This is a genomic window from Cognatiluteimonas profundi (assembly GCF_009792795.1).
Lineage (GTDB): Bacteria > Pseudomonadota > Gammaproteobacteria > Xanthomonadales > Xanthomonadaceae > Cognatiluteimonas > Cognatiluteimonas profundi.
Genome location: NZ_VKHQ01000004.1, coordinates 17880 through 38142 on the forward strand (window position 1 = coordinate 17880; position 20263 = coordinate 38142).

General features: G+C 66.5%; 16 protein-coding genes. 7 read left to right on the forward strand and 9 right to left on the reverse strand.

Annotation, left to right across the window (positions count from 1 at the left end):
* Positions 1 to 221 precede the first annotated feature (221 nt).
* Entirely contained in the window at positions 222 to 2759 is a 2538-nt protein-coding gene (locus tag GST15_RS06685; protein WP_159016504.1) for a penicillin-binding protein 1A, read from the forward strand.
* Between the two features lie 85 nt (positions 2760 to 2844).
* A complete protein-coding gene (locus GST15_RS06690; protein ID WP_159016505.1) occupies positions 2845 to 3492 on the forward strand; it encodes a hypothetical protein in 648 nt (215 codons plus the stop codon).
* Between the two features lie 13 nt (positions 3493 to 3505).
* Here GST15_RS06690 and GST15_RS06695 read toward each other — a convergent pair whose 3' ends face one another.
* The 8 genes from GST15_RS06695 to GST15_RS06730 all read right to left on the reverse strand — a co-directional run bounded on the left by GST15_RS06695 (position 3506) and on the right by GST15_RS06730 (position 12199).
* A complete protein-coding gene (locus GST15_RS06695) occupies positions 3506 to 4813 on the reverse strand; it encodes a citrate synthase (protein ID WP_159016506.1) in 1308 nt (435 codons plus the stop codon).
* Between the two features lie 210 nt (positions 4814 to 5023).
* Positions 5024 to 5269 (reverse strand): type B 50S ribosomal protein L31, encoded by a 246-nt coding sequence (locus GST15_RS06700; protein ID WP_159016507.1) that lies wholly within the window; start codon positions 5267 to 5269, stop codon positions 5024 to 5026.
* Between the two features lie 112 nt (positions 5270 to 5381).
* A complete protein-coding gene (recG, locus tag GST15_RS06705) occupies positions 5382 to 7487 on the reverse strand; it encodes an ATP-dependent DNA helicase RecG (RefSeq protein ID WP_159016508.1) in 2106 nt (701 codons plus the stop codon).
* A 3-nt stretch (positions 7488 to 7490) separates the two neighbouring features.
* On the reverse strand, positions 7491 to 7874 hold the full coding sequence (locus GST15_RS06710) for a RidA family protein (protein WP_159016509.1): 384 nt from the start codon (positions 7872 to 7874) through the stop codon (positions 7491 to 7493).
* A gap of 56 nt (positions 7875 to 7930) precedes the next feature.
* Complete coding sequence (locus GST15_RS06715) at positions 7931 to 10120, reverse strand: RelA/SpoT family protein (RefSeq protein ID WP_159016510.1); 2190 nt, start codon at positions 10118 to 10120, stop codon at positions 7931 to 7933.
* A 130-nt stretch (positions 10121 to 10250) separates the two neighbouring features.
* Complete coding sequence (gene rpoZ, locus GST15_RS06720; RefSeq protein WP_159016511.1) at positions 10251 to 10550, reverse strand: DNA-directed RNA polymerase subunit omega; 300 nt, start codon at positions 10548 to 10550, stop codon at positions 10251 to 10253.
* Between the two features lie 171 nt (positions 10551 to 10721).
* Positions 10722 to 11333, reverse strand: coding sequence for a guanylate kinase (gene gmk, locus GST15_RS06725; protein WP_159016512.1), 612 nt, complete (start codon positions 11331 to 11333; stop codon positions 10722 to 10724).
* A 5-nt stretch (positions 11334 to 11338) separates the two neighbouring features.
* A complete protein-coding gene (locus tag GST15_RS06730) occupies positions 11339 to 12199 on the reverse strand; it encodes a YicC/YloC family endoribonuclease (RefSeq protein ID WP_159016513.1) in 861 nt (286 codons plus the stop codon).
* Between the two features lie 73 nt (positions 12200 to 12272).
* On the opposite strand from GST15_RS06730, the gene rph reads away from it, so the two are divergent.
* The 5 genes from rph (at position 12273) to GST15_RS06755 (ending at position 17612) form a co-directional block, all read left to right on the forward strand.
* Positions 12273 to 13007 carry a ribonuclease PH gene (gene rph / locus GST15_RS06735; protein ID WP_159016514.1) on the forward strand — a complete coding sequence of 245 codons (735 nt, stop codon included), beginning with the start codon at positions 12273 to 12275 and terminating at the stop codon, positions 13005 to 13007.
* Positions 13008 to 13020: 13 nt separating this feature from the next.
* Positions 13021 to 13614 carry an RdgB/HAM1 family non-canonical purine NTP pyrophosphatase gene (gene rdgB / locus GST15_RS06740; protein ID WP_159016515.1) on the forward strand — a complete coding sequence of 198 codons (594 nt, stop codon included), beginning with the start codon at positions 13021 to 13023 and terminating at the stop codon, positions 13612 to 13614.
* A gap of 38 nt (positions 13615 to 13652) precedes the next feature.
* Positions 13653 to 14807, forward strand: a complete 1155-nt coding sequence (gene hemW / locus GST15_RS06745) for a radical SAM family heme chaperone HemW (protein WP_159017077.1) — start codon at positions 13653 to 13655, stop codon at positions 14805 to 14807.
* Between the two features lie 176 nt (positions 14808 to 14983).
* Entirely contained in the window at positions 14984 to 17269 is a 2286-nt protein-coding gene (locus GST15_RS06750; protein WP_159016516.1) for a DUF1631 family protein, read from the forward strand.
* Positions 17262 to 17612 carry a PilZ domain-containing protein gene (locus tag GST15_RS06755; protein ID WP_159016517.1) on the forward strand — a complete coding sequence of 117 codons (351 nt, stop codon included), beginning with the start codon at positions 17262 to 17264 and terminating at the stop codon, positions 17610 to 17612. Before GST15_RS06750 ends, GST15_RS06755 begins: the two co-directional genes overlap by 8 nt.
* 23 nt (positions 17613 to 17635) lie before the next feature.
* On the opposite strand, the gene GST15_RS06760 is transcribed toward GST15_RS06755, so the two are convergent.
* The gene (locus GST15_RS06760) at positions 17636 to 20242 is read right to left on the reverse strand and encodes a bifunctional diguanylate cyclase/phosphodiesterase (protein ID WP_159017079.1); all 2607 of its coding nucleotides are present in this window, start codon (positions 20240 to 20242) and stop codon (positions 17636 to 17638) included.
* Positions 20243 to 20263 lie beyond the last annotated feature (21 nt).

The window sequence follows — 20263 nt, forward strand, 5'->3', positions numbered from 1 at the left end:
GGCGCTTACGCGCACAACGTGCCCCGTTGCATTAAATAACGGACTTTTCACGCCATGGCAATCCCCCCGGGTCCCCATGCCTCATCGCGCCCGGTTGAAACTGGCAACGGTGTCTCCGTTTGGAAAGACTCCGCGCCAGCCGCCGGTCACGGCTCCTCTATACTCCGGGGCCTGTAGACCTGCAACACGCCCTCGCACGCCATTTCCGGGATTTCCACCTGATGCCCCGTCTTCACCGCCTGCTTCGCTGGGGGCTGCTCGCCTTCGCCGGCCTTTCAATACTCGGCCTGCTCGCAATGGGCACGCTGTATTTCCTGATCTCCTCCAAGCTGCCGGATGTCGATTCGTTACGGCATGTCGAGCTGCAGGAGCCGATGTACGTCCACGCCCGCGACGGCCGGTTGATGGCGCTGTTCGGGGAAACCCGGCGCTATCCCGTCGACATCGCCAAGGTGCCCCTGCGCATGAAGCAGGCCTTCATCGCGATCGAGGACAACCGCTTCTACGAACACCATGGCGTGGATTACAAGGGCGTGGCGCGCGCGATCTGGCTGCTGGCCACGACACATGACAAGCGCGTTGCCGGCGGCTCGACGATCACCCAGCAGGTGGCCCGCCAGTTCTTCCTGAGTTCCGAGTACAGCTACACGCGCAAGCTGGCCGAGATGTTGCTGGCGATGAAGATGGAACGCGAGCTGTCGAAGGACGAGATCTTCCAGCTCTACCTCAACAAGAGTTTCTTCGGCAACCGGGCCTATGGCATCGGTGCGGCGTCCGAGTACTACTTCGGCAAAACGCTGCCCCAGCTCGACCTGGACGAGATGGCGACCCTGGCATCGATCCCGAAATTCCCCTCGAGCGGCAATCCGATCTCCAATCCGGAGCGCGCGCGGATCCGCCGCGACTACGTGCTGCAACGCATGCGCGAACTCGGCTTCATCAGCAGCGCCGAACAGCTCGCTTCGCAGTCGGTGCCGATGCACGCCGCGCCGCACGAGCGTCCGATCGAGGTCAGCGCGCCGTACGTTGCCGAAATGGTCCGCCAGGAGATGCTCGCGCGCTTCGGCGGTGACGTGCTGACCCTCGGTTACCACGTCACCACCACCATCGATCCCGCGCTGGAAGCAGCGGCAACCCAGGCGGTCCGCGATGGACTGACCGAGTACGACCATCGCCATGGCTGGCGGGAAGTCGAGCAGCATTTCGACCTGGCCGCGGACGAAGACGCGGCAACCGCGAGCGCGCGGTTGCGCAACATCGCGATCCAGGGCGATCGCATTCCCGCCGTGGTGCTGCGCAGCGGCGCGGGCACTGCCGATGTCGTGCTGGCCGACGGGAGCACGCTGACGCTGGACGCCGCCAGCAGTCGCTGGACCGGTCGCGCGCCGTCCGCACTGGTCAAGCGCGGCGACCTGGTCCGTGTCCGCCGAGTGCTGGCCGATCCGGGCAAGGACGGGACCGACACCGCGGCGCCGACCACTGCACCCGCGATGCGTTTCACGCTGGACCAGATACCCCATGCGCAATCGGCGCTTGTGTCGCTGCAGCCGGATAACGGCGCAATCCGGGCGCTCGTCGGCGGCTTCAGTTACGCCGGCAACAAGTTCAACCGCGCCACCCAGGCGCGCCGCCAGCCAGGCTCGAGCTTCAAGCCATTCCTGTATGCGGCAGCCTTCGAACGTGGTTTCAACCCGGCCTCGATCGTGCTGGATGCGCCCGTGGTGTTCAAGGATCGTCGCGGACATATCTGGCGGCCGCAAAACGATACCGGCGACTTCGCCGGCCCCATGCGCCTGCGCGAGGCGCTGGTGCAATCCCGCAACCTGGTGTCCGTGCGGCTGCTGGACGCGATCGGCGTGGATTACGCACGGCGGTACATCAGCCACTTCGGCATCGACGAAACACTGCTGCCGCCAAACCTGTCGATGTCGCTGGGCACGGCCTCATTGCCGCCGATGATGGTGGCGCGCGGTTACTGCGCCTTTCCCAACGGCGGGTTCCGTGTCACCCCGTGGTTCATCGACGAGGTGCGCGATCGCAACGGCAAGCTGATCTTCAAGGAAAAGCCAGCCACTGCCTGCCCTTCGTGCGGTGTGCAGGTCGTCAATGGTGCCGTCGTCCCGACATCCAGCGTCGTCGGCGGCTTCGACCTGAGTTCCGGCCCTGCGCCGGCACCCGCACCGGCCAGCGACAAGCAAGTCGCTGCTGGCACGGGCACGGCATCGGCTCCAGCCAAGGCATCGGTATCGCTGCCCGCCGACACCGTCCTGGCACCGCGGGCCATCGACGCCCGCGTGGCCTACCAGCTGGTATCGATGATGCGCGATGTCGTCCAGCGCGGAACGGGCACGGCGGCGAAGGTACTGGGTCGCGAGGACGTCGCCGGCAAGACCGGCTCCACCAATGACCACCGCGATGCCTGGTTCTCCGGCTTCGGCGGCCCTTACGTGACCACGGTCTGGGTGGGTCGGGATGACTTCCGTTCGCTGGGTTACCGCGAATATGGCGGCAAGGCAGCCTTGCCGATCTGGATCCAGTACATGCGCGTGGCGCTGAAGGACCAGCCAATCGCGAGCAACGATCCGCCCGATGGCATGGTCAAGGTCGCCGTGGGCGCCGGTGGCCAGTTGCTGCCCACGGAGGCTGGCGGTGGCATCACCGAGTACGTCAAGGCCGAAGACCTTGAGCGCATGCAGAATGCGTCCGATTACGGTCCGCAGCAGCAGGACCAGGACGAGGAATCCTTCGACATTTTCTGAATCGATGCTTGTAGGGATCGCTGGTCACGCAGCGCCGGCGATTGCCTGCGGTACATTCGCAAGCGGTTCGATCCGGGAGGCTGCCATGCACCGCGCCCGCCAGCATGCCGAATCCCGGATCCGGGAGCGTCGCCGTCGTCTAGCCCATGAAGCGGCACGATTGATGGCCGAAGGCGGCATCCGGGACTACCAGCAGGCCAAGCGCAAGGCAGCTGTCCGGCTTGGAATCGCCGATGACGCCTCCCTGCCCGGCAACCGCGAAATCGAGGATGCCCTGCGCGAGTACCAGCGCCTGTTCCTGGGCGATTCGCAGGCAAGGGATCTCAGGCACCGGCGCGAAGCCGCGTTGCAGGCGCTGGAATTTTTCAAGGAATTCCACCCGCGCCTCGTGGGCCCGGTACTCGAGGGGTATGCCGACGGGCATTCCGCCGTCGCCCTGCACGTGCATGCCGACGATGCCGAGGAGATCAGCCGTTTCCTGGTTGAGCAACGCATCCCCGCGCAACTGCAGGGCCGACGCGTGCGCCTGGATCGACAGCGCACGGAAGAGGTGCCGGCATGGTCGTTTGACGCCGAGGGAATACCCTTCGAGCTGACCGTCCTGCCGATGCCTGCGTTGCGCCAGGCGCCGCTATCCGAGGTGGACGACAGACCCGTGCGCCGCGCATCCCTCGTTCAATTGCGGCAGCTGCTCGCCGACGAGGACATCGCCAGCCATGGGGCCGGGCAATAACGGCGCGGGCCGCTCAGCGGTCACCGATCCCGACGTAGCCCCGCTCCCCATACCCGGTATAGATCTGCCGTGGCCGGCCAATGCGGGCCTCCGGGTCCATCTGTTGCTCGAGCCAATGCGCCATCCATCCGGCCGTGCGTGCAATGGCGAACATGACGGTGAACATCTCCGTCGGTATGCCGAGCGCCTTGTAGATGATGCCCGAGTAGAAATCGACATTCGGATACAGCTTGCGCTGGATGAAGTAATCATCCTTCAGCGCAGCCTCCTCGAGCGTGAGCGCGACCTCGAGCAGGGGATCGTTGACGCCGAGCTCGCCGAGCACCTGGTGCGTCATCTCGCGGATGATCTTGGCGCGCGGATCGAAGTTCTTGTACACGCGATGGCCGAATCCCATCAGGCGGAAGCCGGACTCCTTGTCCTTGGCGCGGTCGATGGCCGACTGGACGTTGCCCGGCTTGCCGATGTCGGCCAGCATTTTCAACACGGCCTCGTTGGCACCGCCGTGCGCGGGACCCCACAGCGCGGCGACGCCGGCAGCGACGCATGCGTACGGATTGGAACCGGTGGAACCGACCAGGCGCACGGTCGACGTCGATGCGTTCTGCTCGTGGTCGGCGTGCAGGATGAAGAGCAGGTCCAGTGCGCGCGCGGCGACCGGCTTCATCGCCAGCGGTTCGCTGGGAACCTCGAACATCATGTGCAGGAAGCGGTCGACGTACTCGAGGTTGTTCTTCGGATAACGCAACGGCCATCCGATGGAATAGCGATAGCATCCGGCGGCGATCGTCGGCACCTTGGCGATCAACCGCACCGCGGCCAGTCGACGTTGCTCGGGATCCTCGAGATCCAGGGTGTTGTGGTAGAAGCTCGCCATCGAACCGAGCATGCCCACCAGCATCGCCATCGGATGCGCATCGTGGCGGAAGCCGTAGAGGAACGTACGGAACGCCTCGTGCATCATCGTGTGGTGCGTGACTTCGTTCTCGAACGCGTGGAACGCGTCGCCCGAAGGCAGTTCGCCGTGCATGAGCAGGTAGGCGACCTCAAGGAAGCTGGACTGCTTGGCCAGCTGTTCGATCGGATAGCCGCGATAGAGCAGGACGCCCGCGTCGCCATCGATGTACGTGATCGCCGACTTGCAGGCCGCGGTTGCCGTGAAGCCCGGATCGTAGGTGAAGCAACCGGTTTCCTTCGGCAGCCTGGCGATGTCGATGCAGGGGTTTCCCAGGGTGCCGCGTTCGACCGGCAGCGACAGCGACCTGGCGTCGCCCGGCTTGCCGTCGACGGCGAGCGTCACGTGGTCAAAAGGGGATTCCATCTCTGTCGCATTGCCTGACACGGCGATTCCTCGGACGGTCGTGCCGGGCGGATCCAACGGCACGCAGGGGTTCATGACGGGGCAGCGACTGGATTGCGAGCACGTCGCGCCGGGACCAATTATCACATAGCAAAACCGGCGTCGCCGGGACCGCATATGCAAACGGCCACCTCGCGGCGGCCGTTGCAAAAGCGATGAGACGCAGTCGAATTACTTCGCGGCGTAGCGCCGGCGGAACTTGTCGACGCGACCGCCGGTATCCATGATCTTGTTCTGCCCCGTGTAGAACGGGTGCGACGCCGACGAGATGTCGATCTTGATCAGCGGATACTCGTTGCCGTCCTTCCACTTCACCGTCTCCTTGCTGGAGAGGGTCGAGCGCGTCAGGAACTTGAAATCGGAAGTCACGTCCTGGAACACGACTTCGTGGTAATTCGGGTGGATGTCGGCCTTCATGGCGGCACCAATTTGCGCAGGGTAAGAGCGGCATTTTAGCCCGGCGCCGATTGCGGCGCAACCCGGCTTGTCCTCCGGATGACTGGCTGACGCAGACCACCTCGCATCCCGGCTAGGCCGCTGCATAACGGGCGGCGCCGCCCACCCAGCGCGCCACGATGCGATCGGCGTTGCCAGGGGCGTCCGCCAGCAGCTGGTCGGCCAGGCCCCTGACCAGCGGCAGCAGGTCGGCGTCCCGGGCCAGGTCGGCCACCCGGAACAGGGCCAATCCGGTCTGTCGGGTCCCGAGCAGCTCTCCGGGCCCGCGCAGCTGCAGGTCCCGCTCGGCGATGACGAAGCCGTCGTGGGTCTGCCGCATCGTTTCCAGGCGTTGCCGCGCCAGTTGCGACAAGGGCGCCTGGTACAGCATCACGCAACTCGATGCCGCGCTGCCCCGACCCACCCTTCCGCGCAATTGATGCAGTTGCGCCAGGCCCAGGCGCTCCGCGTTCTCGATGATCATCAGCGACGCATTGGCGACGTCCACGCCGACCTCGATGACCGTGGTCGCCACCAGCAGGTCGAGTGCACCGTCCTTGAAGGCGCGCATCGTTGCCTGCTTCATCGCCGCTTTCATGCGACCGTGGACCAATCCGATGCGCAATTCCGGCAATGCAGCCGACAGCGCCTCGAAGGTCGATTGCGCCGCCTGCGCCACGACTTCGTCGGAGTCGTCGATCAGCGTGCAGACCCAATACGCCTGGCGACCCTCGGCGCAGGCCTTGCGAATCCGCTCGACCAGCTCGGGACGTCGATCCGCACTGAGCGCGACCGTATGCACTGGCTTGCGACCAGGTGGCAACTCGTCGATCGACGACACGTCCAGGTCGGCATAGGCGGCCATGGCCAGCGTGCGTGGAATTGGCGTTGCCGTCAGCACCAGCTGGTGCGGCACCCTGTCGCCGCTGCCCTTGTCGCGCAGCGCCAGGCGCTGGTGCACGCCAAAACGATGCTGCTCATCGACGATGGCAAGCGCCAGGTCATGGAACACCACCCCTTCCTGCATCAGCGCATGCGTCCCGACCACGACCTGCACGGCACCGGACGCAACGTCGGCCATCGCGGCCGCACGCACCTTGCCGGTGACCTTCCCTGCAAGCCAGGCAACACGCACGCCGAGCGGCTCCAGCCATCCGCGCAACGTCGACAGGTGCTGCTCGGCGAGCAGTTCTGTCGGCGCCATCAGGGCCGCCTGCTTCCCTGCCTCGACCGCGAGCAATGCAGCCATCGCGGCAACGACGGTCTTGCCACTGCCGACATCGCCCTGCACCAGCCGCAACATCGGCGAATGCGCCGCCAGGTCGTCGCGTACCTGCAGGTAGACGCGCTGCTGCGCCTGCGTCAGCGCGAATGGCAAGGCATCACCGAGTCGCTGGACCAGCGTCCCGCCACCCGTCAACGGCGCGGCCTTGTGTCGCTGCAATGCGATGCGCTGCCGGCGCAGGCCGAGGTGGTGCGCAAGCAACTCCTCCAGCGCGAGGCGGCGTTGTGCGGGATGGCTGCCGGCGAGCAAGGCGGCGACATCGGCATCCCGTGGCGGACGGTGCACGGTCAGCAGCGCGCTGCGCAGCGACGGCAGTTGCAGCTGTTGTCGCAACTCCGCGGGCAACAGCTCCAGAGTTGCTTCATCCGGCAAGCGGTCCAGGGCCAGGCCGATCAGCCTGCGCAATGTCGCCGGGCCGATGCCTTCGACCGCCGGATACACCGGATCGAGCTGCTCGCCCAGTGCAATCTCCCCCGCGTCGACCACGCGATAGCTGGGATGGACGATCTCCAGTCCATGCTGGCCTGCGCGCGGCATCCCAAAGCAACGCAAGCGCACACCGGGTGCGAATTGCGCCACCTGCGCCGCCCGGAAATGGAAGAAGCGCAGCACCAGCGTCGCCCGGGAATCGTCGACGATCGCCACGCGCAACATCGGCCGGTAGCGGAACCCACGCTCGACGGCTTCCACCATGCCTTCGACCTGGGCCGCAACGCCGGGGCGCAGGTCGCGGATCGGCAGGATGCTCGTGCGGTCCTCGTATTGCCTGGGCAGTTGCAGCCACAGATCCTGCAGCGTCACCAGGCCGCGCGCGGCGAGTTTCTCCGCGACGCGAGGGCCGACGCCCGGCAATGTGCCAAGGGAGGTCTCACCGACGTCCGACAGGGCTGGCGACAGCCCGGCAACGCGCTTCATCGATTAACCGATCACCATGATGGCGTCGACCTCGACCGCGGCGCCCTTGGGCAATGCCGAGACCTCGATGGTCGAGCGCGCCGGATACGGCGCGGAGAAACAGTCGGCCATGACCGCGTTGACAGCCGCGAAGTCGCCAAGGTCGGTGACGTACAGGCCGATGCGCACGATGGAATCGAGCGAGCCACCCGCTGCCTCGCAGACCGCCTTGAGGTTGTCGAAAGCACGGCGCGCCTGTGCGCTGATATCGCCACCCACCAGCACGCCGGTCGCCGGATCCAGCGGAATCTGCCCGGACAGGAAGACCATCTGGCCACTGCGGACCGCCTGTGAGTACGGACCGATCGCGGCGGGTGCGGCATCGGTGTGGATCGATTGGCGTGACATGGACACTCCTGATTGGTGGAACAGTCTGGCTGCAATGCCGGACGCGCAATGCTGGCTCAGAGGCGTTGCACGCCATGGACGACGCTGAGCCTGCGCACGCGACGGATCACGTCGGCCAGGTGCTTGCGGTCGGCCACTTCGATTGCGAAACGGATGGCGGCGACATTGCTGTCGCGTTCGAGATACTCGACACCCTCGATGTTGGATTCCGCCTGGGCGATGGCGGCGGCGACCTGGGCCAGCACGCCGGGGCGGTTTTCCACCTGCACCAGCAGCGCACTGTGGAAATCGCCCGACACGTCGCGGTCCCAGCCGATCGCCACCCAGCGCTCGGGCGACTTGCGATAGTCCCCCACGTTCGGGCAGTCCATGCGGTGCACGACGATGCCGCGACCAGCCGTGTGGTAACCCATGATGTCGTCGCCCGGGATCGGCAGGCAGCAGTTCGAGAACGTGATCACGCCGCGCTCGTTGCCGGTGATGAGGATCCGGTCGCCCGGCGCGCGCGCGCCAAGGGCGGGCTCGACGGCCTGGAGGGCGACGCTGCCTGCCGTTGGCTGCTGTCGCGCCAGCGCGAGCGCGACCTGGGCCGGCATCCGATTGCCCAGTGCGATCTCCGACAGCAGGGCTTCCAGTCGCGGATAGCGCAGGTCCGCGAGATAGGCCTCGAGCCGTGGCGCCGGCAGGCGGTCGAGCGACGTCCCGAGATCCTCCAGCGCCCGATCGAGCATGCGATGGCCCAACTGCACGGCATCCTCGTGCTGCAGGCTCTTGAGTTGATGACGGATGGCGGTACGCGCCTTGCCGGTGATCACGAACTCGAGCCATTGCGGCTTGGGAGCGGCCGACTTGGCGCTGATCACCTCGACTTTCTGGCCACTGACAAGCTTGGTGCGCAGTGGCACCAGCTTCTTGTCGACACGCGCTGCGACCGCGTGGTTGCCGACGTCGGTATGCACGGCATAGGCGAAGTCGAGCGCCGTCGCGTTGCGCGGCAACTCCAGGATATCGCCCTTCGGCGTGAACAGGTACACCTCGTCCGGAAACAGGTCGACCTTGACGTTTTCGAGGAATTCCAGCGACGACCCGGTCGCGCGCTGGCTCTCCAGCAGGTTGGCGATCCACGAATGCGCGCGGGTCTGCGCGCTGTTCGAGGCGGAGCCGCCATGCTTGTAGGTCCAGTGCGCCGCGATCCCGCGCTCGGCGATGAGGTCCATTTCCTCGGTGCGGATCTGCACTTCGATGGGCGAACCGTAGGGACCGAACAACACCGTGTGCAGCGACTGGTAGCCGTTGGCCTTGGGAATGGCGATGAAATCGCGAAAGCGCCCGTCCAGCGGCTTGAACACCGAATGCGCCACGCCGAGCGCGTGGTAGCACTCGGACACCGAGCGCACCACGATCCGGAAACCGAAGACGTCCATCACCTGGTCGAAGGACTTGCCCTCCGCACGCATCTTCGAATAGATGCTCCACGGCGATTTGATCCGGCTGATCAGCCGGTACTGCAGGCCCTCCTTGGTCAGCCGCTGCGCGACCTGCGCCTCGATGCGCGACAGCGCCTCGCGGCGCAGCAACGGCTGGGTGCGGATGCGCTTTTCCAGCACCGCGTGCCGCCACGGATGGATTGCGCGAAAACCCAGGTCCTGCAACTCCGCCTTGATCAGGTTCATGCCCAGCCGCTGCGCGATCGGGGCGTAGATCTCGAGCGTCTCGCGGGCAACGCGCAGGCGCGCTTCCGGCGTCTGTGCACCAAGGGTGCGCATGTTGTGCAGGCGGTCGGCCAGCTTGATCAGGATCACGCGCAGGTCGCGCGCCATGGCCAGCAACATCTTGCGGAAACTTTCGGCGGCGGCTTCCTGGCGGTCCTGGAACTGCAGCTTGTCCAGCTTGGTCACCCCGTCGACCAGCTCGGCGACCGTCTCGCCGAATTCCCCGGCAATGGTGGCCCGCGCCAGCGGAGTGTCCTCGAGCGTGTCGTGCAGGATCGCCGCGATCAGCGTCTCCACATCCACCCGCTGCTCGGCAAGCACTGCGGCGACGGCAACCGGGTGGGTGATGTAGGGCTCGCCCGATCGCCGGGTTTGCCCGGCGTGCGCAGCGGCGCCCACCGACCAGGCGCGACGCAACAAGCGCTGCTGGTCTTCCGTCAGGTAGTTGGCGGCCCGCTGCAAAGCCAGGACGTAATCCGGCAGCGACTCGTCGACCGGATCGGGCATGGCATGGATGGGCTCTCCGGCACTCATGCGGCCAGCGTACGGCGAAATGGCGGCAAGGGGATAGCGCCGGCGGGCCTTCGCGGCCGGCTCCAGTCGGCCGGAAACAAGACGGCCCCGCTGTTGCGGGGCCGCTGGTATCAACGCTGCGCGGGATGGATCAGTCGTCGCCCTTGGAAAGGTCGTCGTCGGCAACCACCTCGGCCGCTGCCCACTCGAGGGCTTCGCGTTCCTTGCGCTCGCGCTCGGACTTGTCGACGGCATCGATATACGGCTGGTCGATGCGACGCGCGGCGATTTCGCGCAGGGCAAGGACGGTCGGCTTGTCGGCGTTTTCACTGTTGTCCAGCTGCGGCTCGACGCCGTTGGCCAGCTGGCGCGCGCGCTTGGCGGCCATCATCACGAGCTCGAAGCGGTTGTCCACCACTTGCAGGCAATCTTCTACGGTAATGCGGGCCATGGGGCTCCCGGCGGCCAGGGGCCGTCCGATCTGATGCGAGGGGGCGTGGATTGTAGCCGGGGAGCCGCTTTTGTCGCAACACCGGCCTTTATGAATCAGCAGCTTAGCCGAGCGTGCAGGATAAGATCTCGGCCTGGGGAGGGTCGGCGGACAGCTGGGCCGCGACCCGCCCTACGCCAACAACCTGGCGATCAGGTCCGCGTGCCGGGCCAACTGGCGATCGCGGCGCAACCGGCAGGCGCCGAAGATGCTGCACATCTCGTCCACGGCACGGTCGAAATGCTCGTTGACGATCAGGTAGTCGAACTCGTCGTAGTGGGACATCTCGTCGCGGGCAGCCGCCAGCCGCTGCGCGATCACCGCCTCGCTGTCCTGCCCGCGCGCGCGCATGCGCTGTTCCAGCGCCTCGCGCGAAGGCGGCAGGATGAACACGCTGATCGCATCCGGAACCTGCTCCCGCACCTGGCGCGCGCCCTGCCAGTCGATCTCGAGCAGGACGTCGTTGCCGGCAGCCAGTTGCGGCTCGACCGACTGTCGCGCGGTGCCCTTCCAGTCGCCGTGGACACGTGCGTGCTCGAAGAAGTCGCCCGCCGCCACCATCTGCTGGAACGCCTCGGCGCTGACGAAGTGATAGTGCTCCGCGTGGCGCTCGCCCGGTCGCGCGGCACGCGAGGTGAACGAGACCGAGAGGCGGATCGCCGGATCCCGCGCCAGGCAGGCATTGACGATGCTGGATTTGCCGGCGCCCGAGGGCGCGGCGACGATGAAAAGGGTTCCGCGCATTGGGTTCACTCGATGTTCTGGATCTGCTCGCGCACCTGGTCGATCAGCACCTTCAGCTCCACGGCGGCCTGCGATGTGCGCGTATCGACCGACTTGGAGCCCAGGGTATTGGCCTCGCGATTGAATTCCTGGAGAAGGAAATCCAGGCGACGTCCCACCGGCTCTTTCTGCACCAGCACCCGCCTGATCTCGATGACGTGGCTGTCCAGCCGGTCCAGTTCCTCGTCGACATCGAGTTTCTGCAACCACAGCACCAGCTCCTGCTCCAGTCGGCCCTGGTCCGCGGCCTGTGACAGGTCCGCCAGGCGTGCTTCGAGCTTGGCGCGCTGCCCCGCGCGGATCACCGGCATCAACGAGCGCACTTCGGCCGCGCGCTGGGCGATGGCATCCACGCGGTCGATGATGACGGCGGCCAGGTTGGTGCCCTCGCGCTCCCGCGCCGCGGTGAATTGCGCGAGCACCTGGTCGATCAGCTGCAACGCGGCGGCCTGCAACGCCTGCGGATCCACCGCGCCGGCCTGCAACACCCCGGGGAACTGCAACAGGCGGCTGAACTCGATCCGCATGGCAGGGAATCGCACCTGCAGGTCCAGCGCGAGTTCGGAGAGCTGGCCAATCATGCCGGCGTTCACGTGCAGCGCCTCGCCGCCTTCCACCGGCCGCAGGCGCAGCGTCAGGTCGAGCTTGCCGCGTGCAACCCCGGCCGATATCCGTTCGCGCAATGCCGGTTCCAGCGCGCGCAATTCGTCCGGCAGGCGCACGCCCAGCTCCAGGAAGCGATGGTTCACGGCGCGCAATTCGCAGCCCAGCGTGCCCCATGGCGTCGTGCGTTCGCCTGACGCGAAGGCGGTCATGCTGCGGATCATGGTGGTTCCCGGTGCGACCGGAGGCCGCGCAGGTGCCGATGTTAAACTTGCACGCCCTGTCGCGGTGAACTGCATGTCGATCGAACCTGCCCTCCGGCCCAGCGGCCGCATGCCCGGGCAACTGCGGGAGGTGACCATCACCCGCGGCTTCACCCGCCATGCCGAAGGTTCGGTCCTCGTCACCTTTGGCGACACCCGGGTGCTGTGCACGGCGAGCGTGGAGAACCGGGTTCCCGGATTCCTGCGCGGCAAGGGCGAAGGCTGGATCACCGCCGAATACGGAATGCTGCCGCGCGCGACCAACACCCGCAACGATCGCGAAGCTTCGCGCGGCAAGCAGGGCGGTCGCACCCTGGAAATCCAGCGGCTGATCGGACGCGCCCTGCGCGCCTGCGTGGATCGTGGTGCACTGGGCGAACGCACGATCACGCTGGACTGCGACGTGCTGCAGGCTGACGGCGGCACGCGCACGGCGGCCATCACCGGCGCCTACGTGGCCCTGGTCGACGCCGTCCGCTGGCTGCGCGCCCGCAAGGACATCAGCAAGGACCCGGTTTTCGGCGCCGTCGCCGCAGTCTCGGTCGGCGTCTATCGCGGCACCCCGATGCTGGACCTGGATTACGCCGAGGACAGCGCCTGCGATACCGACATGAACGTCGTCATGAACGATGGCGGCGGCTTCATCGAATTGCAGGGCACCGCGGAAGGCCACGCATTCCGTCGCGACGAACTCGACGCATTGCTGGGGCTGGCCGAACAGGGCATCGGTGAATTGCTGCGCGCCCAGCGCGAAGCCTTGGCGAAGTAGCGGGCACGCGCCGGTGCAACTGGTGCTGGCCAGCGGGAATGCCGGGAAGCTCGACGAACTGCGCACCGTGCTCGGCGATTGCGGACTGCAATTGCGCGCGCAGTCCGAATTCGCGGTTGGCGACGTCGAGGAAACCGCACCGACGTTCATCGAGAACGCGCTGATCAAGGCCCGCCACGCCGCGCGGGCCACCGGAATGCCGGCACTGGCCGATGATTCGGGCTTGTGCGTGGATGCCCTCGGCGGCGCGCCGGGGCTGTATTCGGCGCGATATGGCGGTGGCCATGCCGATGCGCAACGCAACATCGAGCGCTTGCTCCTGGAGATGCGCGACCTGCCCGACCAGCGTCGCGGCGCGCGCTTCTATTGCGTGCTCGTGCTGCTGCGCTCAGCCGACGATCCGCAGCCCTTGATCGCCGAGGGCGAATGGTTCGGCCGGATCCTGCGCACGCCACGCGGCGATGGCGGCTTCGGTTACGACCCCGTGTTCCTGGATCCCGTGCATGGCTGCAGCGCTGCCGAACTGGATCCGGCGGTGAAGAACAGCATCAGCCATCGCGGCCGCGCCCTGGCCGTGTTGAAGCAGCGCCTGGAAGATTTCCGATAGTGGACCGGTTCGACCGCTCCCACACCACCAACCCGGCCATGCTGACCACGCCACCACTCTCGCTGTATGTCCACCTGCCCTGGTGCGTGCGCAAATGCCCGTATTGCGATTTCAACTCGCACGAAGGGCGTGGGGCCTTGCCATTCGACGCCTATGTCGATGCGTTGATTGCCGACCTCGAGCACGACCTGCCACTGGCATGGGGACGCCCGGTGCACACGGTGTTTTTCGGCGGAGGGACGCCGTCGCTGTTTCCGCCCGCTGCGATCGACGCCTTCCTGCAGGCGGCCAGCGCGCGGCTGCGGTTCGCACCGGGCCTGGAAATCACGCTGGAGACCAATCCCGGCACCGCCGAGCATGGCCGCTTCGACGAATACCGCGCCGCCGGGGTCAACCGGATCAGCTTCGGCATCCAGAGTTTCGACGATGGTTGCCTGCAGCGCCTGGGCCGGATTCACGACAGCGCGCAGGCCGTCGCCGCGGTGCGACTGGCGCAGGATGCCGGCCTGGACAACATCAACCTCGACCTGATGTATGCCCTTCCCGGCCAGACATTGTCGATGGCCGAACGCGACATCGAACGGGCCATCGCCCTGGAGCCCCGGCATCTGTCGCACTACCAGCTGACACTGGAGCCCAACACGGTGTTCGCCGCACGCCCACCAGCGGGCCTGCCGGATGACGACGCCAGCTGGGACATGCAGGACAACTGCCAGCTGCTGATGGCGCAGGCTGGATATGCCCAGTACGAAGTCAGCGCGTACGCGCAACCGGGCTGGCGCTGCGCGCACAACCTCAACTACTGGCACTTCGGCGACTACCTGGGCATCGGCGCCGGCGCGCACGGCAAGCTCACGCTGGGAAGCGGGCAGTCCATCAGGCGCCGCTGGAAGGTCAAGCACCCGGGAGCCTACCTGGCCACGGCCGGGACTGCCGCGGCGATTGGCGGGGACGACAGTATCGAGCCGCGCCAGCGGCCTTTCGACTACATGCTCAACGCATTGCGGCTGGTGGATGGATTCACGCTGGACGAGTTCGAGGCGCGCACCGGATTGCCCCGGGCATCCATCGCCGGCCGGCTGGATGTCGCCGAGCAACGGGGCTGGATCACGCAGTCGGCGGGAGCCGTGTGCCCGACCGAGTCAGGCCGTCGCTTCACCAACGATGTCATCAGCCTGTTCCTGGAAGACTGATTTCAAAGGCTGGCCTGCTGGGGCTTCAAAGGCCCACCTGCGATCGGATGTTCCCTTGCCGGCCGACCCGACGGCGCTTGGAAAGTCCAGCCAACAAGGCTCGACATGGTGTCGGGCGCTGGCCGCGGGCGGCGGGGCGTGTTAATTATCAGCACTGGACAGATCCGAGCGGGACGATGTCGGCACTGCCACCCGATACCACGCCACAATCCCTGGCCACCGCGGTCCTGCCGCGGCGGGTCAGGCGCGTGCTCGAGCAGCTGCTGAACGTCGCGTCGGACGAGCTGGAGCGCCAGCTCACCGCGACGATGCAGGATTTCGAACAGCAGCTGTTCCGCATGTCGGAGCATGCACGCGAGCCCGCCCTGCAGGCCGGCTACATGCAGACGCTGCGCACGCTGCGCATGCGATCCTCGGACCTGGTGCCGCGTTTCATGCTGGGCCTGGAGGCGAGCCTGGCCTCGGTGCGGCGAGCGCCATCACGCACGGGCGCCAGCGACAATCCGCCGGCCAGCTTCACGCACCTGAGCCTGGTGGACGACAGCCAGATGGATGAGGACGCCGTCCTGCGGGACATCGCCTCGCGCCAGGAAGCGCGTTCGAGCCTGCCGCTGCATCTGCTCGGGCAGCGGATCGGCGTCATGGCCGGCACCGCGGCCTTCGATGCCGAACGCATCCCGTTGGGGCCACGGGCGCTGTGCCGGATCATGCGCGATTCCTGCGAGTCACTGCAGCTGCCGCTTGAATCACGGCTGCTGTTGTATCGACAGTTCGACCGCCGGGTCATGAGCGAGTACCCGCAACTGCTCGACATGTTGAACGCCACGGTTGTCGCCAACGGCATCCTGCCAAGCCTGAGCTACATCCCGATCCGGGCAAGGCCGACCTCGCAAGCGGAAGCCTCCGCCGCGGCGGCTGCGGCAAAAGGCGGCGGCAAGGCGCGGCGGCGACGTGGCGGCGACACCAGCCAGCAACCACGCACCCATACCGCCTGGCTGGGCCAGGCGGACGGCGACTCCCCGGGGATCGACGAAGGCGCGGCGTTCGACCTGTTGCAGCAACTGCTGTCGGGCCGCCGCGAACTGCTTGGCAAGCTTCGCCCGAGCCAGCGGCATGGGACCCGCCAGCAACTGGAGACGGACGAGGTCGTGAGTGCCCTCGGGGGCATGCGCGAAGCCGCATCCAACGGGAGCGTCCGCAACCTGCTCGACATCAAGCAGACCCTGCTCGCGCAGATGCGGCAGGAGCGCGGACATGGCGCCAGCTTCTCCCCACAGGACAGCGATACCTTCGAGCTGCTGGACATGTTGTATACGCAGATCGAGCGCGAAGTCCGTGCGGATGCAGTGGCCACGCCGCTGCTGCGCAAGCTGCAGCTGCCGCTGCTGCGCGTGGCACTGCAGGACAGGGCATTCTTCGTTCGATCCCAGCATCCGGCCAGGCAGTTGCTCAATGCGATCGCCGAGTCCGGCGCGCGCTGGCTGGATGACGACGACCTGGACCCGCAGTTGCTGGAACCGCTGCGGCAGGCTGTGAACAACGTCGTCGAGAACTTCGATGGCGATTCGTCGGTGTTCGAGGACAGCAACCGCGAGTTGCAGGCACAGCTGCAGAACCTCGCGCGCAAGGCCGAGATGTCCGAACGGCGCCATGTCGAGGCGGCGCGCGGCAAGGAAAAGCTGGAGATCGCCAAGCGCCGCGCTTCCGACACGATCGCCGAAATCGTCGGCGAGCAGCGCCTGCCCAAGTTCGTGCGTGCATTGCTCAACCAGGCATGGGCCGACGTGCTGACACTGACGCTGCTCCGGCAGGGCGTGGATTCCACGGAGTGGCAGCGCCAGATCGAAATGACCGGTCGCATCGTCGACACTTGCGGGCACGGCGGCAGTGAAGCGGACGCCGACCTCGCCAGCCACGTCGAGGCCGCACTGTCGCAGGTCGGTTATCACGGAGAAGAAGCCGCAGCCATCGCACGCCGCCTGACCAGCGCCATGGAGGATGACGAAGACCCGGCATCGCGCACCGAATTGACGATGCGCATGAAGGCGCGCGTTCGCCTGGGCGAGGATTCCAGCGAGTCCCGCAAGGCCGAACTTCCGCCGCGCGATGAAGCCGAACAGGCGCAGTACGACCAGCTCCGGGTCATGCCGTACGGAACATGGATCGAATTCAACATCAACCAGCAGGGCGATCTCGTGCGTCGCCGCCTGTCCTGGTACAGCCCGGTGACCGACAAGGCACTGTTCGTCAACCAGCGCGGCCAGCGCGTGGGCGAACACTCGCTGGACAGCGTTGCGCGCATGTTGAGCCGGGGCCAGGCCAAGATCGTGGCCGCCGAACGCGGCCGACTGGTCGACCGTGCATGGCAGGCGACACTGAATGCATTGCGCAGTTTTGCCGGCCGCGGCGCCCGCAAGGACGACAACGTCGGCCAGGTCACGCAGGAACCACGCAATGATTGACGAGTTCAGGCGGGCAAAGCGCCGCAAGGTGTCCGACACGATCCTGGTAACCGATGCCATGACGGATACCGTCGTCGGCCGCATCGGCAACCTGTCCGAAACCGGCATGCTGCTGATTGCCAGCGCGCCGCTGGTCGAGGACGCGCTGTATCAGTTGCGGTTCAATCTCCACGACGTGCGCGGCCGCGACATCCCGATGGAATTCGGCGCACACCTGCTGTGGCTGGATCGCGCCAGCGCCCCCGGGCAGGCATGGAGCGGTCTTCGCTTCATCGCCATGCCGGAAGAGCAGGCCGAGCAACTGCGGCACTGGATCGATTCGCCCGGCGGCCAGTTCGAGTAGGCGACGATCATTGCCCCGGCGTTTCAGCGGGCGATGGCGGGGACATGCTCCAGCACGCGCTGGTACAGCACGCGCTCCGGGCGATGCAGGGCAAAACCCTGGCCGTAATCGACACCCAGCGAACGCAGGGTGTCGGCATTGGCCTGGCTGCTGACCCACTCGGCGACGACATCCATCCCGCGCTGATGCCCGATGGTGGTGATCGCATTGACGATCGAACGGTTCATCGGATCGTCGTCGAGGTCGCGGATGAAGCTGCCATCGATCTTGATGACGTCGACCGGCAGGTTCTTCAGGTAGCCGAACGATGACATGCCGGCGCCGAAGTCATCCAGCGCGACCTGGCAGCCCACGCTTCGCAGGCGCTCGATGAAACGCACGGCGCGGGCGAGGTTGCGCACCGCCTCGGTCTCGGTGATCTCGAAACAAAGGCGCGAGGGAGATACGCCATGCCGCTCGATCAGGTCGAGCAGGTAATCGGCCAGGTCGTCGTCTTCCAGCGTGGATGCGGCCAGGTTGAGCGAGCACCGTCCCGGCGCGCGGCCGCTGACATGCAGCTGGTCGAAGTGTGCGATCGCCTCGCCCACGACCCACCGGTCGAGCAGGGCCATCATGCCGTAGCGTTCCGCCGCCGGCAGGAATGCGCCGGGCAGCACGACGTTGCCCTCCTCGTCGCGCAGCCGGATCAGCAGTTCGATGTGCGGATCCTCGTCGGGCTGGCCCTGCAACGGCTGTACTTCCTGGTAGTCGAGCAGCAACCGCCCTTCCTCGATCACCCAGCGCAGGCGATTGGCCCAGTCCATTTCGCCGCGGCGGCGAATCGTCTCGTCCGCCTGCTCGGAGTAGAAGTGGATGCGGTTGCGACCGCGATCCTTGGCCATGTAGCAGGCCGAATCCGCGTGCGACAGCACGTCGGCCAGCGTCAGGCCCGGGCGATCCAGCATCACCACGCCCAGGCTGGCGCTGATCGTGTACGACCGCTGCTCCCAGATGTAGATGTACCCCTCCACGCGCGAGCGCAGCCGCTCTGCCAGCGCCTGCGCACCCTCGTGGGTGATTTCGTGGGCGAGGATGCCGAATTCGTCGCCGCCCAGGCGCGCCAGGATGTCGCCGCCGCGCAACTGCTCGGCCATGACCAATGCGAGCTGGCTCAGCAACTGGTCCCCGGCCAGGTGTCCGGAGGTGTCGTTGATGAGCTTGAACTGGTCCAGGTCGATGTATACCAGCGCGCAGGCCTGCTCGCCCTTGCCGACCCCGAACAGCGCGCGCTGCACGCGACGCTCGAACTCGCGACGGTTGTAGAGCTCGGTCAGGGTGTCGTGGCTGGCCTGGTAGCTGAGCAATTCGGTGAGCTGGCGTTGCTCGGAAATATCGGTGGCGACCATCAGCAGCTTTTCCCGCCGGCCGACGCGGACGCGGGATATCGAGGTCGAGGCCCAGAACTTGTCGCCATTGAGTGTCTTCAGCACGGCGTCGACGTTGCACCAGACATCCAGGCCCGGTTCGAGCAACCGGCGTTGCAGGGTCTCGTCCTCGAACAACACCCCCAGCGAGGCCCCGGCATCGATGTGCTCACCCAGGCGCGCGCAGGCGGCCTGGTTGGCGTAGAGCACGTGGCCGTCTTCGGCGCGAGCCATCAACACCAGTGCGGGCAGCAGGTCGTTGAGCTTGCGGAAACGCTCTTCGCTCTCGCGATACCGCGCGCTCATCTGCCGACCGATGTCGACCGCGCGCCGACGGGTATTGGCGATCGACCAGAACAACGATGCGAGCAGCAGGCTGGCGATGGCGCCGCCAAGCCCGATCATCCACAGCAGGCTGGCATCGTAGCCATCGGCGCGCGGCTGCATGGTCAGGCGCCACCGGCGCTCCCCGAAGGTCAATACGCCAACGTATGCGGCGACATCGGGCAGGACCTTTGCGTCCGTGTCGTACAGCAGCTGCGGCTTGCCCGTGGTGATGTCATCCACATGGACGCGAAAATCCCGCAGCGCATCAGTCGGCAGTGCGCTGAGCAGCAACGGCTGCACGCGCATGCTCAGCCCGAGCGAACCAAGCTCGCGGCGGCGGCGATCGGGAGTGTCGACCGGGACGGTCCCCGGGGTGAACGCCGGCAGCCGCACCACCACTCCCAGCGCGTCGCCGGGTTCGCTGGTGGCCTGCAGCAGCGGGAATGCGGACGACATCACCGGTTCGTCGATGTCGCGCGCCCGCTCCAATGCCCGCAGGTTCGCCGCCTGCCGGGCCACATCCAGCCCCAGCAGCTGTGCATTCCCGGCCAGTGGTGCGACGCGCTCATAGGGATAGCGCGGCGGCGCGCCAGGGTTGTTGCCGGCCATGCGCGGCGCGAATCCCAGTGCCACCACGCTTGGCGCCAACAGCTTGGGCCGCAAGTTGCCGTGCATGGCCGCGAAGAGCTGCTGGTCGATGTCCCCGCTGACGTAATAGGCCGATTGCATCGCGCGCAACAAGAGGCCGCTGCTTTCGAACTGGCGCTCGATCTGGTAGGTGCTGCGCTTGGCGATGGCCGCCAGCCGCAGGTGCGCTTCGGCCTGCAGGTTGTGGCGCTCCAGCAGCAGGACGCTGCCGGTCGCCACGATGCCGAGCAACAGTCCGATCAAGGCCCACATCCACGCAGGCAGCCCGAGCAG